The organism is Burkholderia sp. Bp9090, assembly GCF_003857985.1.
Classification (GTDB): domain Bacteria; phylum Pseudomonadota; class Gammaproteobacteria; order Burkholderiales; family Burkholderiaceae; genus Burkholderia.
Genome location: NZ_QTPV01000023.1, coordinates 73,795 through 94,109, shown reverse-complemented (window position 1 = coordinate 94,109; position 20,315 = coordinate 73,795). Strand labels below are relative to the sequence as shown.

The 20,315-nt window shown below is 66.5% G+C and carries 22 protein-coding genes; 3 read left to right on the top strand and 19 right to left on the bottom strand.

Annotated elements, in window-relative coordinates; all coding sequences use genetic code 11:
- Nucleotides 1-3: 3 nt before the first annotated feature.
- The 6 genes from DIE16_RS21190 to imuA all read right to left on the bottom strand — a co-directional run bounded on the left by DIE16_RS21190 (nucleotide 4) and on the right by imuA (nucleotide 8,604).
- Nucleotides 4-1,011: an SIS domain-containing protein gene (locus DIE16_RS21190; protein WP_124486632.1), complete on the bottom strand. Its 1,008-nt coding sequence runs from the start codon at nucleotides 1,009-1,011 to the stop codon at nucleotides 4-6.
- Entirely contained in the window at nucleotides 1,004-2,107 is a 1,104-nt protein-coding gene (gene nagA, locus DIE16_RS21185; protein WP_124893341.1) for an N-acetylglucosamine-6-phosphate deacetylase, read from the bottom strand. Before nagA ends, DIE16_RS21190 begins: the two co-directional genes overlap by 8 nt.
- Before the next feature lie 97 nt (nucleotides 2,108-2,204).
- Complete coding sequence (locus DIE16_RS21180) at nucleotides 2,205-2,939, bottom strand: GntR family transcriptional regulator (RefSeq protein ID WP_124486523.1); 735 nt, start codon at nucleotides 2,937-2,939, stop codon at nucleotides 2,205-2,207.
- 306 nt (nucleotides 2,940-3,245) lie between these two features.
- Nucleotides 3,246-6,461, bottom strand: coding sequence for an error-prone DNA polymerase (locus tag DIE16_RS21175; RefSeq protein ID WP_124571324.1), 3,216 nt, complete (start codon nucleotides 6,459-6,461; stop codon nucleotides 3,246-3,248).
- A 6-nt stretch (nucleotides 6,462-6,467) separates the two neighbouring features.
- A complete protein-coding gene (locus DIE16_RS21170; protein WP_124893340.1) occupies nucleotides 6,468-7,964 on the bottom strand; it encodes a DNA polymerase Y family protein in 1,497 nt (498 codons plus the stop codon).
- Nucleotides 7,897-8,604: a translesion DNA synthesis-associated protein ImuA gene (imuA, locus tag DIE16_RS21165; protein ID WP_124486526.1), complete on the bottom strand. Its 708-nt coding sequence runs from the start codon at nucleotides 8,602-8,604 to the stop codon at nucleotides 7,897-7,899. The genes DIE16_RS21170 and imuA overlap by 68 nt, the downstream gene beginning before the upstream one ends.
- Before the next feature lie 292 nt (nucleotides 8,605-8,896).
- Between imuA and DIE16_RS21160 the strand changes: the two genes are divergently transcribed.
- Entirely contained in the window at nucleotides 8,897-9,205 is a 309-nt protein-coding gene (locus tag DIE16_RS21160) for a VF_A0006 family four-cysteine protein (protein ID WP_044848207.1), read from the top strand.
- 100 nt (nucleotides 9,206-9,305) lie between these two features.
- On the opposite strand, the gene DIE16_RS21155 is transcribed toward DIE16_RS21160, so the two are convergent.
- The 3 genes from DIE16_RS21155 to DIE16_RS21145 form a co-directional block, all read right to left on the bottom strand.
- The gene (locus DIE16_RS21155; protein WP_124571327.1) at nucleotides 9,306-9,638 is read right to left on the bottom strand and encodes a DUF1493 family protein; all 333 of its coding nucleotides are present in this window, start codon (nucleotides 9,636-9,638) and stop codon (nucleotides 9,306-9,308) included.
- On the bottom strand, nucleotides 9,632-10,087 hold the full coding sequence (locus tag DIE16_RS21150) for an STM2901 family protein (protein ID WP_124893339.1): 456 nt from the start codon (nucleotides 10,085-10,087) through the stop codon (nucleotides 9,632-9,634). Before DIE16_RS21150 ends, DIE16_RS21155 begins: the two co-directional genes overlap by 7 nt.
- 437 nt (nucleotides 10,088-10,524) lie before the next feature.
- Nucleotides 10,525-11,340, bottom strand: coding sequence for a MetQ/NlpA family ABC transporter substrate-binding protein (locus DIE16_RS21145; RefSeq protein WP_044848208.1), 816 nt, complete (start codon nucleotides 11,338-11,340; stop codon nucleotides 10,525-10,527).
- Between the two features lie 244 nt (nucleotides 11,341-11,584).
- Between DIE16_RS21145 and DIE16_RS21140 the strand changes: the two genes are divergently transcribed.
- Nucleotides 11,585-11,875, top strand: a complete 291-nt coding sequence (locus DIE16_RS21140; RefSeq protein ID WP_044848209.1) for a YciI family protein — start codon at nucleotides 11,585-11,587, stop codon at nucleotides 11,873-11,875.
- Nucleotides 11,876-12,032: 157 nt separating this feature from the next.
- Here DIE16_RS21140 and DIE16_RS21135 read toward each other — a convergent pair whose 3' ends face one another.
- From DIE16_RS21135 to DIE16_RS21115, 5 genes are all read right to left on the bottom strand, one after another.
- Nucleotides 12,033-12,650 carry an SCO family protein gene (locus DIE16_RS21135; RefSeq protein WP_044848210.1) on the bottom strand — a complete coding sequence of 206 codons (618 nt, stop codon included), beginning with the start codon at nucleotides 12,648-12,650 and terminating at the stop codon, nucleotides 12,033-12,035.
- A gap of 18 nt (nucleotides 12,651-12,668) precedes the next feature.
- Nucleotides 12,669-13,571 carry a heme o synthase gene (gene cyoE / locus DIE16_RS21130; protein WP_006477738.1) on the bottom strand — a complete coding sequence of 301 codons (903 nt, stop codon included), beginning with the start codon at nucleotides 13,569-13,571 and terminating at the stop codon, nucleotides 12,669-12,671.
- Between the two features lie 8 nt (nucleotides 13,572-13,579).
- Nucleotides 13,580-14,689 (bottom strand): heme A synthase, encoded by a 1,110-nt coding sequence (locus tag DIE16_RS21125; RefSeq protein ID WP_124893347.1) that lies wholly within the window; start codon nucleotides 14,687-14,689, stop codon nucleotides 13,580-13,582.
- Nucleotides 14,690-14,717: 28 nt separating this feature from the next.
- A complete protein-coding gene (locus DIE16_RS21120) occupies nucleotides 14,718-15,344 on the bottom strand; it encodes a cytochrome C oxidase subunit I (RefSeq protein WP_124486530.1) in 627 nt (208 codons plus the stop codon).
- Between the two features lie 62 nt (nucleotides 15,345-15,406).
- A complete protein-coding gene (locus tag DIE16_RS21115; protein ID WP_260426278.1) occupies nucleotides 15,407-16,117 on the bottom strand; it encodes an SURF1 family protein in 711 nt (236 codons plus the stop codon).
- Between the two features lie 84 nt (nucleotides 16,118-16,201).
- Between DIE16_RS21115 and DIE16_RS21110 the strand changes: the two genes are divergently transcribed.
- Nucleotides 16,202-16,411: a twin transmembrane helix small protein gene (locus DIE16_RS21110; protein WP_124893338.1), complete on the top strand. Its 210-nt coding sequence runs from the start codon at nucleotides 16,202-16,204 to the stop codon at nucleotides 16,409-16,411.
- Between the two features lie 186 nt (nucleotides 16,412-16,597).
- Here DIE16_RS21110 and DIE16_RS21105 read toward each other — a convergent pair whose 3' ends face one another.
- The 5 genes from DIE16_RS21105 to ctaD form a co-directional block, all read right to left on the bottom strand.
- Complete coding sequence (locus tag DIE16_RS21105; RefSeq protein WP_044848214.1) at nucleotides 16,598-17,455, bottom strand: cytochrome c oxidase subunit 3; 858 nt, start codon at nucleotides 17,453-17,455, stop codon at nucleotides 16,598-16,600.
- 138 nt (nucleotides 17,456-17,593) lie between these two features.
- Nucleotides 17,594-17,794, bottom strand: coding sequence for a DUF2970 domain-containing protein (locus DIE16_RS21100; RefSeq protein ID WP_006760730.1), 201 nt, complete (start codon nucleotides 17,792-17,794; stop codon nucleotides 17,594-17,596).
- A gap of 16 nt (nucleotides 17,795-17,810) precedes the next feature.
- Nucleotides 17,811-18,419 carry a cytochrome c oxidase assembly protein gene (locus DIE16_RS21095; RefSeq protein WP_044848216.1) on the bottom strand — a complete coding sequence of 203 codons (609 nt, stop codon included), beginning with the start codon at nucleotides 18,417-18,419 and terminating at the stop codon, nucleotides 17,811-17,813.
- 37 nt (nucleotides 18,420-18,456) lie between these two features.
- Entirely contained in the window at nucleotides 18,457-18,597 is a 141-nt protein-coding gene (locus DIE16_RS36665) for a cytochrome oxidase small assembly protein (protein ID WP_027789063.1), read from the bottom strand.
- Between the two features lie 91 nt (nucleotides 18,598-18,688).
- Nucleotides 18,689-20,296: a cytochrome c oxidase subunit I gene (gene ctaD / locus DIE16_RS21090; RefSeq protein ID WP_044848217.1), complete on the bottom strand. Its 1,608-nt coding sequence runs from the start codon at nucleotides 20,294-20,296 to the stop codon at nucleotides 18,689-18,691.
- Nucleotides 20,297-20,315 lie beyond the last annotated feature (19 nt).

The window sequence follows — 20,315 nt, the reverse complement described above, 5'->3', positions numbered from 1 at the left end:
CTATCAGTGCGTTTCGGTGACTTTGTTCAGGTGGCGCGGCGTGTCGGGATTGCGGCCGCGCGCGACGGCGAGATCCGCCGCCATCACGTAGAACGAAAGAATGGCGGCGATCGGGTCGAGCGCCGAATGGGCGGACTGCGCGAGCGGCAAGGTCGCGCCGGGCGTGCCGGCGGGCGCCGCGAGCAGCACGGCCGCGCCGCGTGCGCGCATGTCCTGCGCGAGCTGCAGCAGCCCGGCCTGCTCGGGCCCCGGCGGCGCGAACACGAGCAGCGGATAGTCGCGGTCGATCAGCTCCATCGGGCCGTGACGGACTTCGGCGCTCGAGAATGCCTCGGCCTGGATGCCGGAGGTTTCCTTCAGCTTCAGCGCGGCTTCCTGCGCGATCGCAAGCCCGAGGCCGCGGCCGATCACGATCATCCGCTCGACGCCCGCGAGCGCGGCGACGGCCGGCGACCAGTCGAGGCGGCCGGCCTGCGCGAGCACGTCGGGCAGGCCGCGCAATGCCGTCATCAGCGCGGCGTCGCGCTGCCAGTACGCGACGATCTGCGCGGACAGCGACAGCATCGCGATGTAGCTCTTGGTCGCGGCGACCGACAGCTCGGGGCCGGCCAGGAGCGGCAGCTGGTGCTCGCACGCGTCGGCGAGCGGCGACGGCAGCACGTTGACGGCGGCGACGGTGCGCGCGCCGGCTTCGCGCAGCGCGGCCATCGTGTTGACGAGATCGGGGCTCTTGCCCGACTGGGAGAACGCGAGCGCGAGCTGGTCCTGCACCTTCAGCGGCGCCTGCTGCAGCGTCGCGACCGACATCGGCAGCGACGCGACGGGCACGCCGAGGCGGCTCATCGTCAGGCTCGCGAAATAGCTGGCGGCGTGATCCGAGCTGCCGCGCGCGACCGTCAGCGCGACGGCCGGCGGGTGATCGAGCAGTTGCGCGGCGAGCGTTTCGACGCGCGTGGTATCGGCGAGTTGCGCGGCGACGACCTGGGCGGACTCGCGCGCTTCCTTAAGCATATTCGACAATCGATTCTCCTTCGACGTAGGTCGCGGTGAGGTTCAGGTCGCGATCGAACACGACGAGGTCGGCCCATGCGCCGCGCTCGAGGCGGCCGCGATCGGTGACGCCGAGGTAGTCGGCCGCATAGCGCGACATCCGGTTCGACACGTCGGCGATCGGCAGGCCGAGCGACACGAGGTTGCGCAGCGCCTGGTCCATCGTCAGCGTGGAACCGGCGAGCGTGCCGTCGGCGAGCCGCACGCCGCCGAGGCACTTGGTTACGTGCTGGCTGCCGAGCCGGTATTCGCCGTCGGGCATGCCGGTGGCGGACGTGCTGTCGGTCACGACGTACAGGCGCGGAATCGCGCGCAGCGCGGCACGAATCGCGCCCGGATGCACGTGCAGCAGGTCGGGGATGATTTCCGCGTACTCGGCATGCGCGAGCGCGGCGCCGACGAGGCCCGGGTTGCGGTGATGCAGCGGCGACATCGCGTTGAACAGGTGCGTGAAACCACACGCGCCGTGCTTGAGCGCGGCGACGGCGTCGTCGTAGGTCGCGAGCGAGTGGCCGAGCTGCACGCGCACGCCGCGCGCGGCCATCTCGCCGATGATCTCGATGTGGCCGGCGATTTCCGGCGCGAGCGTGACGACGCGGATCGGCGCGATCGACAGGTACTTCAGCACTTCGTCGAGCACGGCCGACACGGCCGCGTCCGGCTGCGCGCCGAGCTTGCCGGGGTTGATGTACGGCCCTTCGAGGTGCACGCCGAGCACGCGCGCGCCACCCTGCGTGCGGGTGCGGGCGACGGTGCCGAGGTTCGCGACGACCTGCATCAGTTCGTCGCGCGGCGCGGTCATCGTCGTCGCGAGCAGGCTCGTCGTGCCGAACTGCGCGTGCGTGCGCGCGATCGTCTCGATCGCGTCGCCGCCTTCCATCACGTCGGCGCCGCCGCCGCCGTGCACGTGCAGGTCGATGAAGCCGGGCAGGATGTACGGCGCGTCGTTCTTCGCGGGATCGGCGGGCGTGCCGTCGAGCGTGGTGATGCGGCCGTTCTCGCTGTCGAGCGAGCCGTTAATCCAGCCGTCGGGGGTGAGGATGTTTCCAGTCAGCATGACGTTTCTCTTGATGATCTGGTGACGCGGACATCCGCGTCGCGATTTGCAAATGCGTTGTGCTTCGTTGCACGTGGCGCGCGGGCAGTCTCGCGCGTCAGCGTTTCAGTTCGGCGACGAAGTCGTAATAGTCGTCGCGGCAATACGTTTCGGTCACTTCGATCGCGCGCTGGTCGACGCCGTAGCCGATGCGCGTGATCACGAGCAGGGCCGAGCCCGGCTTCACCGCCATCCACTTCGCGATGTCGTGCGTCGCGTTCGACGCGCGAAAGTGCTGCAGCGCGCGCACGACGGTCATCCCGCGGGCGTCGAGGTATTCGTACAGCGACGCGCCGAGCGCCTGCGGATCCGGCACCGCCGCGGCCGGCAGCGTCGAATGCTCGACGGCCATCACGATGCCGTCCGCGCGGCGCAACCGCTCCAGCCGCGCGACCGTCGCGCCCGGCGCGAGGCCGAGACGCGTGATCTCGTCGCGGCGCGCGGCGCGCAACGTGCGCGACAGCCACACCGAATCGGGCACGAAACCGCGCTGCTGCATCTTCGCGGTGAAGCCGACGAGACGCGACAGCGGATCGGCGACGCGCGGCGTGATGAAGCTGCCCGCCCCGCGCACCCGCTTGATCAGCCCCTGCTCCACCAGCAGCGCGAGCGCACGGCGGGCCGTGATCCGCGACACGCCGACCGACCCCGACAGCAGCCGCTCCGACGGCAGCGCCTCGCCGGCGCGCCACGCGCCGGCGTGAATCGCGCGCGCCAGGTTGCGGGCGAGCTGCAGATACAGCGGCGTGTCGTCGAGGGGATCGGGCGCCAGTTCGGACCAGCCGGTTTCCATGTGCCTCCGGGTGTCGGACGACGATCTCGGACCGTCGAAAGTGAACGCATTATATAACCACCATAATACCAGTCAACGAACTGGTATTAGAGAGGTGAAAATCGCCGGAAGCCTTGCCAGGCAAGCGGTTTAGTAGCGGGAAAGCCTTTGTTTACAACATGATGCAGGATAGGGATTTACCCGGATTGGTATGCAAGGGGACAGTTCCGGTGCCGGATTTGACGGGTTTTGGGCGCTGAAGTCGATACCTGAATAGAACCAGTTCGGTCGACTGGTATGCATCCGGCGGCGTGCCGGCGCGCCGCGTCAGTGGAACTCGCGGCTCGACGTGCGCAGGCCGCCGAGCAGCGGCGTCAGGTCCTCGAAATGCTGCGCGACGAGGTGCCGCACGTCGCTGACGACCTGCCACACGCCCGACGCCGCGAGCAGCCGCGAATCGAGCGTTTCGCGGCGCTGCCGCGCGAGCAGTTCGGGCCGCACGATCACGTTCACGCAGCCCGTCTCGTCCTCGAGCGTCATGAACATCACGCCCTTCGCGGTGCCCGGCATCTGCCGCGCGATCACGAGCCCGCACGCGCGCGCGAGCCGGCCGTCGGGACGGTCGCGCAACTCGGCCGCGGACGACAGCCGCTGCGCGCGCAACGCGGGCCGCAGCAGCGCGACCGGGTGGCGGTTCAGCGTGAGGCCGGTGGTGTGATAGTCGGCGAGGATGTCGTCGGCTTCCGACGGCGCGCCGAGAACGGGCTGCTCCGTTTCGTCGATCGGCGCGGCGGCGAGCAGGTCGCGTTCGGGGGCGGCGGCGACGGCTTGCCATAATGCATCGCGGCGATGGCCGGCGAGCGTCGCGAGCGCGTTCGCGGCGGCGAGCGCTTCGAGATCGCGCCGTTCGAGCTGCGCGCGGCGCGCGAGCGCGTCGACGTTCTCGAACGGGCCGGCCGCGCGCGCGGCCTCGATGCGCCGCGCGGCGGCCTCGCCGAGACCGCGCACCAGCGACAGGCCGAGCCGCACCGCGGGCTGGCCGTGCGGCGGCGGCTGGCCGGGCAGCGCTTCGAGCGACGCTTCCCAGCTGCTGCGCGTGACGTCGGCCGGAAACACCTTCACGCCGTGGCGCTTCGCGTCCTGCACGAGCTGCGCGGGCGCGTAGAACCCCATCGGCTGGCTGTTCAGCAGCGACGCGACGAAGATCGCGGGTTCATGGCATTTGAGCCAGCTGCTCGCGTACGCGAGTTTCGCGAAGCTGGCCGCGTGGCTCTCGGGGAAGCCGTATTCGCCGAAGCCCTTGATCTGCTCGAAGATCTGCTCGGCGAATTCGCGCGTGTAGCCGCGTTCGAGCATTCCGTCGACGATCTTGTCGTGATACGGGCCGAGATCGCCCCTGCGCTTCCACGCCGCCATCGCGCGACGCAACTGGTCGGCCTCGCCTGGCGTGAATCCGGCCGCGACCATCGCGATCTGCATCACCTGCTCCTGGAAGATCGGCACGCCGAGCGTGCGAACGAGCACTTCCTTGAGCGCCTCGCTCGGATACGTGACTTCCCCCTCCTCTTCGCCGGCCACGATCCTGCGCCGCTTCAGATACGGATGCACGGCGCCGCCCTGGATCGGCCCGGGCCGCACGATCGACACCTGCACGACGAGGTCGTAGTAGTTGCGCGGCTTCAGCCGCGGCAGCATCGACATCTGCGCACGCGATTCGATCTGGAACACGCCGACCGTATCGGCGCGGCAGATCATGTCGTAGGTTGCTTCGTCATCCTGCGGAATATGCTTCAGCGTGAATGGCTCACCGTCCTGCTCTGGCCCGCGCCATGCGGTGCGCATGTCGAACGCGCGATGCAGCGCCGACAGCATGCCGAGCGCGAGCACGTCGACCTTCATCAGCTTGAGCGATTCGAGATCATCCTTGTCCCACTGAATGACGCGCCGCCCGTCCATCGCCGCGTTTTCTACCGGCACGAGCCGCGTGAGCTTGCCGCGGCTGATCACGAAGCCGCCCGAATGCTGCGACAGGTGGCGCGGAAAGTTGAGCAAGCGCCCCGCGAGTTCGGCCCATGCGCGAATGATCGGCGTGGCCGGATCGAGCCCGGTCGACGCGAATTGCTGCAGCAGGTCGCGGCTGCCGTCGAACCAGCGATGCCCCTTCGCGACGCGATCGACCAGCATCGGATCGACGCCGAGCGCCTTGCCGATTTCCCGCAGCACGCCGCGCGGGCGATACGTCGAAACGGCCGCCGCGAGCGCGGCGCGATGCTTGCCGTATTTTTCGTAGATATGCTGAATGACTTCCTCCCGGCGCTGATGCTCGAAGTCGACGTCGATATCGGGCGGCTCGCCACGTTTCTCGCTGATGAAGCGCTCGAACAGCATCGTGCTCTGGTCGGGATCGACTTCGGTGATGCCGAGGCAATAGCAGACGACCGAGTTCGCCGCAGAGCCGCGCCCCTGGCACAGGATGTTCTGGCTACGTGCGAACTTGACGATGTCGTACACCGTCAGGAAGAACGGTTCGTAGCTCAGCTTCGCGATCAGCGTCAACTCGTAGCCGATCCGCTCCATGACATGAGCCGGCGGCTCCCCGGCATAGCGACGGCGCGCGCCCGCCAGGGTTTCCTGTTCCAGATAGCTCGTCGGCGTATGACCTTCAGGCACGATCTCGTCCGGATACTCGTAGCGCAGCGAGTCGAGTTCGAAATCGCACGCATCGAGAATCGCGCAGGTCTCCGCGATCTCGTCCGGTGCAAACAGTTTCGCAATCCGCCCGCGCGCACGCAGATGCTGCTCCGCATTCGGCGCGAGCGCATAGCCGCATTCCGACACCGGCATCCCGACGCGGATCGCCGTCATCACGTCCTGCAGCGGCTTGCATGAGCGCCGATGCATCGTCACGTCGCCGAGCGCGACGACAGGTACGCCGCGCCGCTCGCCTGCGTCCCGAATCTCGTCGCGCTGCGGGCCGTCCAGCGCGCGCTGCAACTGCACGAGCCCGAGCCGCGCACGCTCGCCGAAGGTCGCGCGAAACCATGCGACCTGCGCATCGAGTACCTCCGCACGCACCGGATACGCGGGCACGAGAATCGCGAAACAGTCGGGCATGCCGCGCAGATGAGCGAAAGCCTCCGGCGGCCTCGACAACATCCTCGACGTCAGCCGGTAGGTTCCCTTCGGCGCCTCCATCCGCCGCCATGAAATCAGCTCGGACAGGTTGCCGTAGCCCTCGCGGTTCTGCGCCAGCAACACGAGTCCGAACGCACCGGGGCCCGGATCGTGACCCGGGGCGACTTCATCCGGCGTGACGTCGAAATACGAACCGATGACGAGCGGCAGCCCTTGCGCTTTTGCCGCGACATGCATGCGCGGCGCGCCGGCGAGCGAGCATTCGTCGGTGATCGCGATCCCTCGATAGCCGAGTTCCACCGCGCGCTCGACCAGTTCCTCCGCATGCGACGCGCCATGCAGAAACGAGAAGTTCGAGCGGCAGAACAACTCCGCGTAATCGGGCAGCAAACCGAATTCCGCAACCATCGCCGCTCACCCGAACAGGCCGTGCAGGAACCAGTGCGGTTCGGCCTCGCTCCCCGCCCGCTCCCTGAACACCCAATAGCACGCGCCCTCTTCGTCCTGCGCGACGCAATAATCGCGCGCCACGTGCTGACCGTCGAACCACCCTGCCTCGATCCGTTCGGGTGACGACATCATTCTCAGCGGCGTATGAAATACCGGCCGTTCCCCGCGCATCAGCAGCGGCAGCGGCTCGGCCAGCAACCACGCGGGACGCGGCGGCGCAGCCGGCAGTCCGTCAGCCGGCTTGCCCGCCGGTGCATCGAGCGGCAGCCAGCGGTTCGCGGCCTCGGGCCGATAGTCGGCCACCGGCGCCGCGCGCAGCACGTTATCCGCGCCGAGCCGCGCGACCAGCAGTTCGAACAGCCGCGCGCGCGTCTCGCGCGTGCCGCCCGGCTCGGGGAAGAGATCGTCGGCCGGCGGTGCGACCGATTCGACGCGCGTGGCCTTCAGCCGCACCGCGATCACCGCGGCCGGCAACTCGACGCGTGCGAGCCGCTCGCCGAGCAGCCGCATGAAGTGCGTCTCGTCGCGCACGGGCGCGGCGAACGCGAGTTCGAGCGGCGTCGGCGGCACCGCCTGGCGGCCGCGCTCGTGCTCGAGATCGAGCGTCATCGCGGCCAGCGACAGCTGCCGCGCGGCCAGCCACCCGCAGAGCTGCACGACGAGCCGCCGCGCGGCGAACAGCACGGCTTCCGCGTATTCGACGCGCTCCGGCAATTCGAGCCGCACGTCGAACACGGGCGGCACCGCCATCCACGCGAGCGGCTCGACCGCATCGCCGTACGCACGATCGAGCGCGGCCAGCAGCGCGGGACCGCAGCGCCGCTGCAGCCCCGCGCGCGGCAGGCGGCGCAGATCGGCGAGCGTGCGGCAGCCGAGGCCGTCGAACCAGCCCGCATACGGGCGCGCGTCGGGCAGCAGCACGCACGGCAAGCGATCGAGCGTACGAACGAGCGAAGCCGGCCCGGCCACGCGGCGCCGGCTGCGCGCACGCGCCGACGTGCGCGCGAGCAGCCACGCGCCGCGCCCGGTCGGCGCGGCGGACAGGCGCGCCGCATAGCCGAGCGCCGCGAGCGTCGCGCGCACCTGGCGGCACAGCGACGGCAGGCCGCCGAACAGGCGCAGGCTCGGGCCGACGTCGACGATCAGCGTCGCTTCGTCGTCGAGCGCGACGCACGGCGAGAAGCGCAGCAACGCGAGCGCGACCGCGCGCAGCGCATCGGCCTCGCGGGCGGGATCGCGTTCGACGAGCCGCGTGTCGGGCGAAAGCGTCAGCACGCCGCCGCGCTTCATGCCCGCGCGCACGCCCTGCCGGCGCGCGGGCGGGTCGGCAATCAGCACGACACCCTGCTCGAGCACCGCGCAGCCTGCGTCGTTTGCGTCGTCCGCCGCGCCGTCAGACGGCGGCGGGGCGCACACGTCGAGCGGCAGGCGCGGCAGATGGATGCCGAGCAAGGCGCGCATAGCGGCTCTCCACGATGGGCGACGGCAAATCGAGCGCGAGCGGCTCGCCGCGCGCGGGCCCGCGACGCTTGACGATGTCGAGCGACACGCCGCCCGGCACCGGATGCAGCGCGACGCGCAGCACGGCCGGCGACGGCTGTTTGGCCGCCGACAGCGGGCGCAGCATCACGAACAGCGTGTCGCCGGTGCGCGCGGCCGCGAGATGCAGGCGGCGCAGCGCATCGGGCCGCGCGTCCTGCCAGAGCAGCAGCGCACCGCAGCAGCCGGTCCTGAGCGCCTGCTCGGCGGCCCACAACGCATCGGTACGGCTGCCGGCGCGCAGCCACAGCAGCGCGTCGGCCGGCACGCCGAGCGCGGCCAGCGCGGTCGCATGCGGCGACTGCGGCGGCGCGACGAGCGCGAGCGGCCGCCGCGCGCTGACGGTGCGCGCGAGCGCCGGCGCGAGCAGCCGCATCTCGCCGCAGCCCGGCTGGGCGGCCAGCAGTTCGACGAGCCCGCCGACCGGCCAGCCGCCGCCCGGCAGCTCGGCGGACAGCGACGCGAAACCCGTGTCGATCGTGCGCGCACCGCCGCGCGCGAGCTGCGAGCCGCGCCAGAGCGATGGATGAAGGGATTCGGGAGAAATGGAGGATGCGAGCATGACGCCACCCACAACTGTATGGATATACAGTATATGGCAATGCGCTCGCGTCGCACAGTACTGGTACGAAACCGGCCTTTTCGTCCGAGAAAAGCGCGGGAAAAGCCGGCGCCCCCGTCATGTGACGGCGCGCCGTCCCGGGCGCGGCTGGCTCGTGTCGGCGGAACGACCGCCGCCGCAATCCTCCGGCTCCGAAGCGACGCCGGCGCACCGCCCCGGCGCAACGCGTCAGCCGCTCTTGCCGCTTTACGTTATGCTGTCCGCCGACCCGATCCACACCATCGGAGGGCCTATGAAACGGGGGATCCGTGCGATCGCATGCGCGGCCGTCGCGCTGGCGCTGCCGGGTGCGGCATTCGCGCTGACCGACGGCTACGCGCAATACGACGACTGCATGCTGGGCGCGCTGCGCGAGAGTCGCAACGGCGTGGCCGCGCAGCTGATCCAGCGCTCGTGCGACGCGCTGTACCGCAACAACGCGATGCTGCTGCCGCGCGAGCGGCGCTTCCACGAGTGCGTCGTGCAGTCGCTGCCGGGCGTACGCGACAACTACGCGATCCAGCAGATCATGGCGATCTGCTCGCGGCGCGGCGAGATGTGAGGGGGTAGCGCGTGTCAGCCGACGCTGGACCTGCCGCGCCTCTAAAGGAGTCGGCACGATGCCGCCGCCCGGACACAGACAAATGCAAAGCGGTGAGCAGTCAGCTGTAGAGCCAGTGCCCAGCCTTGGCCGATGCAATCAACATTCGGACGTTCAGGTCCGGAACATGATGAACGACTCTTTTCTTGAACGGATTGATCAAGTCAAGAAATGAAGAATCCTCTTCGGGGTAATATTTTTTAATGTCGAATCTACTCATATCGACACCAAACTCCTCCGAATACTCCTTCATCATTTCTCCGACTTCAGCAGCATCAAAGCCCAGGTCAACATCCAGATCGGTATTTTCGGTTATATCCACATTCCTCGACAACATGGAGAAGCCAATCCTCTTCTTCACGAAGTCAACTACTTCATCCTCAATGTCTACCATAACCTGTCACCCTCCCTCGCGACCCTATTGTAATGATTAGCTGCCTTATGAGCGATAATACAAATGTCACTCGCGAGAATTCCCCAGCCTGCGACGGGTATCGTTCTCCCCACAAAAGTGCCGATGTTCCTCACCATCCTGACTTTCAGATCCTTCACCGGCCCGCCCACCAGGGTGGGCAACTTAAGACCAAACGGAAACTGCGCCTTCTGAAAAACCCTTCTCGAAAACTGGCTTGCACGCGAGGTCCCTTTTATTGCTCCGCCGGGTTTCACACGGGTCGATAAATTGTTTTTACCAAGCAGAATCATGCCAACCGACACCGCATCGTCGACACCCAACTGATTCATGGATTCGTCGACCATTATCCAGAAGAACAATTCCCCGGCAGTCAGATTATCCATTCCATAATAATAGTAAACGCCGCCCAACTTTTCGGCCGCCCCCATTCAATATCCTCGCGTGTAATTTCCAGAACTGTTTTTCAGTCTAACGAAGACATATGGCTACCGAGCGGACAAATTCCTGCCGATCTTCCGGCCGCTCTCTATGCAACGACGGTGGAATATCCCGCGAAACTTTTGTCATGCGGCTCGACGTGAGCAATGACGGGGCACAGCGGGATACCGGCTCGAGAAAAGGCATACCGGTTCCGCACTCGAGCAACGACGCACCGGCTCGATGGCAACGTAACAGACCGTTACCAGACGGCGCTTACCAGCGAGTACGCAGCAATTGCGTTGTGTGATCTTCCCTGCGCTGGCGAATCTCGGGCATGTTAAAGCCAGCGAGGCGGCGCCTGCGCAGCGTCAATAGAACATCCCTCACCGCACAAACAAAAAAGGCCTGCGCACATGCAGGCCTTCGTTCGGTCAATCGATCGCGTTCAGAACGACGCGACCATCGAGCCCTTGAACTGCTTCTTGATGAACTCCCGCACTTCCGCCGACTGGTACGCCTTGACCAGCTTCTTCACCCACGGCTGATCCTTGTCCTTCGCGCGCACGGCGATCAGGTTCGCATACGGGCTCGTCAGCGATTCGAGCGCGATCGCGTCCTTGGTCGGCTGCAGGTTCGCGGCGAGCGCGTAGTTCGTGTTGATCACGGCGGCGTCGACGTCCGACAGCACGCGCGGCAGTTGCGCGGCGTCGAGCTCGGAAATCTTCAGCTTCTTCGGGTTCTCGGCGATGTCGAGCACCGTCGCGTTGTTGCCGCCCGTGCCGGCGCCCGTCTTCAGCTTGATCACGCCTTGCGTCTGCAGCAGCAGCAGCGCGCGGTTCTCGTTCGACGGATCGTTCGGCACCGCGAGCTTCGCGCCTTGCGGCAGGTCCTTCAGCGCCTTGAACTTCTTCGAGTACACGCCGATCGGCGAGATGTAGGTCAGGCCCGCGCTGACGATCTTGTAGCCGCGCTGCTTCACCTGGCTGTCGAGGTAGGGCTGGTGCTGGAAGCTGTTCGCGTCGAGATCGCCCGAGTCGAGCGCCGCGTTCGGCTGCACGTAGTCGTTGAACTCGATGACCTTCACGTTCAGGCCTTCCTTCTCCTTCGCGACCTTCTGCACGACCTGCCAAACTTCCGCATCCGGGCCGGCCACCGTGCCGACCTTGATGACCTTGTCCTCGGCGTGCGCGCCCGCCGACAGCGTCAGCGCGGCACCGGTGGCCAGCACGGAAAATACCTTCAGGAGACTGCGACGCTTCATCTGTTTCTCGCTTTCTTGCTAACTGAAATGGGGCGCGATACGGGTATCCCCGGACTCGCAGGAAGGGGCAAATGGTGTCACAGGATCGGCCGGAAGTGAAATACATCCCGCTCATATGGGTATGCACCGCGGCGGTGCTGGTGGACGATGCGCGACGACGGCCGGCACGACAGGGAACGGCCGCTGTGCTAAAAAGACCGGCCGACCGGCACACCACGCGCCGGCGACAATTCCAGGGCCATCCATGTACGTCATCGACATCCACTACAACGCATCGCTCGAGCGCATCGACGATGCACTCGAACGCCACCGCGCGTATCTGCAGCCGCTGTTCGAGCGCGGCATCTTCATCGCGGCGGGGCCGAAGGTACCGCGCGAAGGCGGCGTGATCCTCGCTGCCCGCATCGACCGCGACGAACTGGACGCGATCCTCGAGACCGATCCGTTCGTGACCGAAGGGCTCGCGACGTATCGCGTGACGGAATTCCGGATCACGCGTGCCGCGCAAGGCTTCAACGTGCCGGCGCTGCCGTAACGCGCGCAAGCGCATCAGCGCACGAAGTTCATACGCAGCCGCCCCGCGAGGCGGCGCATGCAGATCGAGGGGAAGAAGGAGGAATGCGTGACGGCGCGTCGCGGCCGTCACGCGTAGCGCCAGGCGAGCGCCCGGGCGAACCTGCGGCGTACGCCGTTCAGTCGACCAGCAGCTTCAGGTCGTGGACCCACGGGCCGGGGCCCTGGCCGTCGCGCACGAACAGGCGCAGCTTGCCGTCGCGATCGAACACGTAGCTCGCGGCGGTGTGATCCATCGTGTAGCTGCCGGGCGTCTTGCCGGGCACCTTCGCGTAGTACACGCGAAAATCCTTTGTAACCTTCTTGAGCGCCGCCTCGTCGGCCGGCCGCAGCCCGATGAACGACGGATCGAACGCGGGCACGTACTGGCCGAGCAGCGCGGGCGTGTCACGCTCCGGATCGATGGTGACGAACAGCACCTGCACACGCTTCGCGGCATCGGGGCCGAGCTGCTTCAGCGCTTCGGACAGTTCGGCCATCGTCGTCGGGCATACGTCCGGGCAGTGCGTATAGCCGAAGAACACCACAACCGCCCGGCCCTTGAAGTCGCCGAGCGTACGCACCTTGCCCGCCGTATCCGGCAGCGAGAAATCGCTGCCGAACTGCGTGTTGCCGGTGATGTCGAGATTCTGGAATTTCGGCGCGTTGTCGCAGCCGGCGAGCAGCGTGGCTGCCGCGAATGCGCACGCGAGCATCCAGCCTTGGCGCGCGCGGCGCCCGAACCATGAATGGAGCATTACGTTCAAACCGTGCGGTTACACGCCGAGCAGCGGGCGCGCATAGTGATCGACGAGCAGCGCGGCGAACAGCAGCGACAGGTAGACGATCGAGTAACGGAAAGCCTTGCGGGCGAGTTCGTCCGAATAGTCGCGATGGATCTTCCACGCATACGCGAGGAACACCGCGCCGAGCAGCACCGCGCTCGTCAGGTAGACGGCGCCGCTCATCCCGGAGATGAACGGCATCAGCGTGACCGCGAACAGGATCACCGTGTACAGCAGGATGTGCAGCCGCGTGAACTTCTCGCCGTGCGTGACGGGCAGCATCGGCAGGCCCGCGTTTTCGTAGTCCTTGCGGCGATAGAGCGCCAGCACCCAGAAATGCGGCGGCGTCCACACGAAGATGATCAGCACGAGGATCCACGCGTCGCCGGGCACCGCGCCGGTGACCGCGGCCCAGCCGAGCGCCGGCGGCATCGCGCCCGATGCGCCGCCGATCACGATGTTCTGCGGCGTCATCGGCTTGAGCAGCAGCGTGTAGATCACCGCGTAGCCGACGAACGTCGCGATCGTCAGCCACATCGTCAGCGGGTTCGTGAAGGTATAGAGCGTCCATGCGCCGACGCTGCCCAGCACGGCCGAGAACAGCAGGATCTGCGGAGTCGTGATCTCGCCGCGCGCGGACGGACGCCACGCGGTACGGCGCATCATCGCGTCGATCTTCTGCTCGACGAGGCAGTTGATCGCGAACGCGGCGCCGGCCAGCAGCCAGATGCCGACCGTGCCGCCGATCAGCACATGCCACGGCACCATGCCCGGCGTCGCGAGAAACATGCCGATCACCGCGCAGAACACCGCGAGCTGCGTGACACGCGGCTTCGTCAGCGCCATGTACTGCGAGAACCGGCTACCGGGCGATTGGGAAAGGGTGCTTTGCATGGGGACGGTCACGCCGGGGCGGCGTCGCGCGCGGGCTGCACGACACGGCCGGGGCGGCTTGAAAGGATGCGAAAGTTTAACATGACGACGAGCAGCAGCAGGATCGCGGCACCGCCGTTGTGCGCGACGGCGACCGGCAGCGGCCACTGCAGCACGATGTTGGTCAGGCCCGTCAGGAACTGCAGCAGAACCACCAGCAGCACGCCGTTCGCGGGCCGGCGCAGCGACTCGAAGCGGCGCATCTTCAGCGCGAACGCGACCAGGTATGCGACGACGACGAACGCGAACGTGCGGTGGGTCCAGTGGATCGCGACCAGCGCGTCCTGCGTGATCGCGTCGCCGTCCTTCGTCATGCCGAGCGCGCGCCACAGATGGAAGCCCTGGCCGAAGTTCATCGGCGGCATCCACTGACCGTTGCAGGTCGGGAAGTCGGTACACGCGAGCACCGCGTAGTTGGTGCTCACCCAGCCGCCGAGCGCGATCTGCACGACCAGCAGCACCAGCGCCGCGAGCGCGGCCGCGCGGTAGCGGCCGGCCTCCGGGTCATGCGACGGCAGCGGCGTCTGCCGCGCCGCGAGCCAGCCGAGCGTGCCGAGCAGCATGAGGCCGAGCAGCAGGTGGGTCGTGACGATCACCGGCTGCAGCTTCATCGTGACCGTCCACGCGCCGAACACGCCCTGCACGATGATCAGCAGCAAGAGGCTCGTCGGCCACCACGGCGACACGTGCAGCGGGCGGCGGCGCAGCCGCGCGGACCAGGCGATCACGACCTGCGCGATGATCAGCACGCCGATTGCCATCGCGAAATAGCGGTGGATCATCTCGATCCACGCCTTCGTCATGCTGACGGGGCCGGTCGGCATTGCCTGGTGCGCGGCCGTGATCGCGGCGTGCGCGATGAACGGCGACGACGTGCCGTAGCAGCCGGGCCAGTCGGGGCAGCCGAGGCCCGAATCGGTCAGCCGCGTGAAGCCGCCGAACATCACCAGGTCGAGGGTCAGGAACGTGGTGATCCACACCAGCTTGCGGAACTTGTCGTCGTCGGCCTTCACCCACACGTACGACAGCGGCAGCAGCGCGATGCAGAGGCCGATCAGGCCGAGTTGCAGTAGATACAACATCGAATGGTTGCCTCGTCGTCTCGCCTTAGCCGATGCTCGACCACTTCAGCAGCTTGGTCACGTCCGACTTGATCTTGCTGGGATTCGGGTCCTTCGGGAAACGCATCATCAGGTTGCCGTTCGGATCGACCATGTAGAGGTGGTCGCTGTCCTTCGTGCCGGCGTCGGCCGGCAGCCATGCAGCCACCGCGGCCGGATCGGCGACCAGCCGGCGCGTGTCCGGATAGGCTTCCAGAACCTTCTGCGGAATCGCGCCCGCATCGCTGCGCAGCCACACCATCGTGATCCGGTGCCGCTCGCCCGCCTGCGTGACGCGGATCTGGCGCATGAAGTAGAGCTTTTGCGCGCATGCATCGTCGCACGCGCTGCGGTCGGTCATCACGAACAGCCACACGCCGCGCAGCGACGACAGCGGCACCGTCTTGCCGGTTTCGTCGGTGACCTGCAGGTCGGCCGGGATCGGCCGCTGCGGCTCGATCAGCGTGCCGTAGTTGGTCGAGCCACCCTTCGGCTTGATCACGTAATAGGTGAAGTACGACGCGATGATCGGCGCCGCGCACACGAGACCCAGCAGCACGAGCATCCAGCGGCCGCGCTTGCGGGCCGCGGGCGAGATCGGCGCGGCGGCCGGACCCTGACGGGAAGATTGCATGGACAAATCAGACCTCTCGAAACGAACCCGCGGCGCGCGTGCGCCGCGTCCTGCCATGGCGCTCACGCGCCGGCCGACTTCTTCGCCGCACGCCGCGCGGCGTACAGGCCAAAGCCGAGCGCGACCGCCGCCATAGCCCACCACTGAAACATGTAACCGTAATTGCGCTCGACGCCGGTCGTCGCCGCCGGCCAGTCGCGCACGAGCTTGTCGCCGTCGTCGCTCGTCTGCTGGATCACGAACGGCTGCAGCGGCAGCCCCGTTTCCTTCGCATACGCGGCGACGTCCAGGTTCTGCCGGATCTTCTGGTGCGCGGCCGAGCCGCCTTCGCCGAGTTCGAACGCGCGCGACGCGTCGGCGCGCGCGATGCCTTCGATCTCGATCTCGCCGCCGGGCGTCGGGAACGGCTCGATCGCCGTGCGATCGGCGATGTTGCGCGGCAGCCAGCCGCGGTTCACCAGCACGACGCCGCCGCCCGTGAGTTTAAACGGCATCACGACGTAAAAACCCGGCTGGTCGTTATACGGCCGATTGTCGAGGAACACCGCCTGCTCCGGCAGGAAGCGGCCCTTCGCCCGCACGCGGTGGAACTCGATCGACGCGAGCGGAATCGGCTGCGCACCGACGTCGACGGGCACCGCGTGCTCGTAACGCACGACGTTCGCCTGCAGCGCTTCCTTCTGGTGCGCGCGGTCGCGCTGCCAGAACCCGAGGCGAATCGTGACCGCGACGACGACGAGAATCAGCAGCGCAGGCAGCCAGCGGATCTTCATCGGGCCACCCGCGAGGCGCATTCGCGAAAGCGAAGTGCGATAATTATCCTCTTCCTTTCGAATTGCCGTCGTCCGGTTCGTGTCATGCACATCCTCGTTCCCATCGCCTTCGCCCTCATCGTCGCCAGCATGGGCTCGGCGCTCTACTTCATGATGCAAGACCGCGGCCATACGAAACGCATGGTGTGGTCGCTTGCCACCCGTGTCGGGCTGTCGATCTCGCTGTTCCTGTTCATCCTGTTCGCGAACTGGATGGGCTGGATCCATTCGACCGGCCTGCCGATCGGGCGTTGATGCCTTCACCGCGCCGGCCTCTGTAATCGCTGTGACATTTCGCCGCACAGCGGCGCTACCAAGCAAAAGCGCCGCCTGACTGAGTCGCGGCGGCGCCGGATTGGCGTTGAGCGCAAGCAGCCGGCCGCTGCCCCGTCCCCGCCAATGAAAACGGCCCGCGCATCGCTGCGCGGGCCGTTGTTGCATTTACAGCCAGTAGACGACGACGTACAGGCCGAGCCAGACGACGTCGACGAAGTGCCAGTACCACGCGGCGCCTTCGAATGCGAAGTGGTGATCAGGCTTGAAGTGGCCGCGGATCATCCGCACCAGCACCACCGCGAGCATCGTGCCGCCGAGGAACACGTGGAAGCCGTGGAAGCCCGTCAGCAGGAAGAACGTCGAGCCGTACACGCCCGAGTTCAGCGTCAGGTTCAGTTCGTTGTACGCGTGGTAGTACTCGAAGCCCTGCGTGAACAGGAAGCAGACGCCGAGCACGAGCGTCGCGGCCAGCCACGCGATCGCCTTGTTGCGATGATTGTCGCGCAGCGCGTGGTGCGACACCGTCAGCGTCGCGCCCGACGACAGCAGCAGCGCCGTGTTCAGCGTCGGGATCGGCCACGGGCCCATCGTCTTGAAGTGACCGGCGAGCGCGGCCGGGCCTTCGTTCGGCCACACGGCGGAGAAATCCGGCCAGATCAGCTTGTAGTCGAGGCTGCCGAGCTGGTGCAGCGCGATTTCGCGCGCGTAGAACAGCGCGCCGAAGAATGCGCCGAAGAACATGACTTCGGAGAAGATGAACCAGCTCATGCTCCAGCGGTACGACTTGTCGACGTTCTTGCCGTAATGACCGCCTTCCGACTCGGCGATCGAATCGCCGAACCAGTGGTACAGCGTGAAGAGCAACCACAGCAGGCCAAGCAGCGCCGTGTACGGAGCCCAGTCGTGACCGTTGATCCACAGCGCCACCGACGCGAGCATGACCAGCAGGCCGCAGGCCGCGCTGATCGGATGCTGCGACGGATGCGGCACGAAATAGTACGGGGTCTGGTTTTGACCGCTCATGCTTGATTCTCCACTTCAGTCCAATTTGTGTACCGGAAACCGCTCCGGCTTTATTTCTTGCACGGCACGACCGCCGCCGCTCTTTCCCGCACGCAGCGCCCGGGCGCTACGCACTGCATTCTTTCGTGGCCGCGAGCCTCAGCCCACGACCGCCCGCACGATCAGGATCAGCACGCCGATGAACACACCGGCCGCGATCAACGCGACGATCAGCACGTGCAGCGGATTGAGCTGCGTCGCGTCGGCCTCCAGGTCGCGCCGCTTGCGCACCCCGAAGAACGACCACAACACCGCTCGCAACGCCTGGCCGAACGACCCGCTCCGCTTGGTCTCTGTCACTGCCCCGTCTCCGTCGTCATGCGTCCGGCTTCGCGTCGCCCTGCGCCGCCGTCTTGCGCGGTGCCGGCGCCGGCGCGGCCGGCGTGTTCAGCTCGAAGAACGTGTACGACAGCGTGATCGTCTTCACGTCCTTCGGCAGCTTCGGATCGATCACGAACACCACCTGCATCTTGCGCGACTCGTTCGCAGCCAGCGTCTGCTGCGTGAAGCAAAAACACTCGATCTTCTTGAAGAACTCCGTCGCCTGCTTCGGCGCGTAGCTCGGAATCGCCTGCGCCACCACCGGCCGGCCCTGCCCGTTGGTCACGTCGTACACGATCGTCGTCAGCTCGCCCGGATGCACGTCGAGGCTGTTGCGCTCCGGCTTGAAACCGAGCGGGCCGCGCGCATTCGCATCGAACTCGACCGACACCGTGCGGCTCATGTCGACCTGCGAGTTCTTCACCTCGCGTTCACTGACATCGCGCTGCACCAGGTTGTTGATGCCGGTGATCTGGCAGATCGCGCGATACATCGGAATCAGCGCGAAGCCGAAGCCGAACATCAGTCCGGCCACGACGAAGAGCTTCACCAGCATCGAACGATTGAATGCGCGATCGACGGCGCCCTCTTCCGGCTTCGACATACGACGACTTCCTCGCTACTGCGTCAGTTACTGCATATCAGTGAGTGGACAGCCACCACTGCTTGATCACGACACCCACAAAAAAAACGGCGGCGATGACGAGCAGGATGAGGCCGAGCCGCTTGTTGCCCGCGCGAATCTGCTCGGGCGTTCGTCTTTGTTGTGGATTCCGGTTCATCTGAAACTTCGCTGAAACTTCGCTGAAACATCGATTCGGCGCCCGCCGCGCCTGCCTGCGCGGCAGGCAGCGGCGGAACGCCGGGTGAAACTTATTCGACGTGCGGCGGTTGCTCGAACGTGTGGAAGGGAGCCGGGCTCGGCACCGTCCACTCGAGGCCCGTCGCGCCATCCCACGGCTTGTCCGACGCCTTTTCCAGGTCGCCGCCGCCACGGTAGGCCGGCAGCGCGACCGCGAACAGGAAGTACACCTGCGCGAGGCCGAAGCCGAATGCGCCGATCGTCGCCACCTGGTTGAAGTCCGTGAACTGCGCCGGGTAGTCCGCATAACGACGCGGCATGCCCGCGAGACCGACGAAGTGCATCGGGAAGAACGTCAGGTTGAAGAAGATCATCGACGACCAGAAGTGGATCTTGCCGCGCGTCTCGTTGTACATCCAGCCCGTCCACTTCGGCGCCCAGTAGTACCAGCCCGAGAACAGCGCGAACAGGGAGCCTGCCACCAGCACGTAGTGGAAGTGCGCCACCACGAAGTAGGTGCCGTGGTACTGGATGTCGAGCGGCGCCATCGCCAGCATCAGGCCCGTCAGGCCGCCGAACGTGAACACGAACAGGAAGCCGATCGCGAACAGCATCGGGGTCTCGAACGTCATCGAGCCGCGCCACATCGTCGCGAGCCAGTTGAACACCTTCACGCCCGTCGGCACCGCGATCAGCATCGTCGCGTACATGAAGAACAGCTGACCGGTGACCGGCATGCCCGTCGCGAACATGTGGTGCGCCCAGACCATGAACGACAGGATCGCGATCGACGCCGTCGCATACACCATCGAGCTATAGCCGAACAGCGTCTTGCGTGCGAACGCCGGGATCACCTGCGACACGATCCCGAACGCCGGCAGAATCATGATGTACACCTCGGGGTGGCCGAAGAACCAGAAGATGTGCTGGTACATCACCGGGTCGCCGCCGCCTGCCGCGTTGAAGAACGACGTGCCGAAGTGGCGGTCGAACAGCACCATCGTGATCGCGCCTGCCAGAACCGGCATCACGGCGATCAGCAGGTACGCGGTGATCAGCCAGGTCCATGCGAACATCGGCATCTTCATCAGCGTCATGCCCGGTGCGCGCATGTTCAGGATCGTCACGACGATGTTGATCCCGCCCATGATCGACGACGCGCCCATGATGTGGACCGCGAAGATCGCGAAGTCCATGCCCGGGCCCATCTGCGTCGACAGCGGTGCGTACAGCGTCCAGCCGGCGGCCGTCGCGCCGCCCGGCGCGAAGAACGAACCGACCAGCAGCACGGCCGCGACCGGCAGCAGCCAGAAGCTGAAGTTGTTCATCCGCGCGAACGCCATGTCGGACGCGCCGATCTGCAGCGGAATCATCCAGTTCGCGAAGCCGACGAACGCCGGCATGATCGCGCCGAACACCATGATCAGGCCGTGCATCGTCGTGAGTTCGTTGAAGAACTCCGGACGCATGATCTGCAGGCCCGGCTCGAACAGCTCGGCACGGATGCCGAGTGCCATCACGCCGCCCGACAGGAACATGATGAACGAGAACAGCAGGTACAGCGTACCGATGTCCTTGTGGTTGGTGGCGAACAGCCAGCGCCGCCAGCCGTGCGGCATTTCGTGCGCGTGGTCGTCGTGCGCGTGGTCCGCGGCTACGTCGTGCCCGATGCTAGACATGAGAATCTCCTAATGCGAA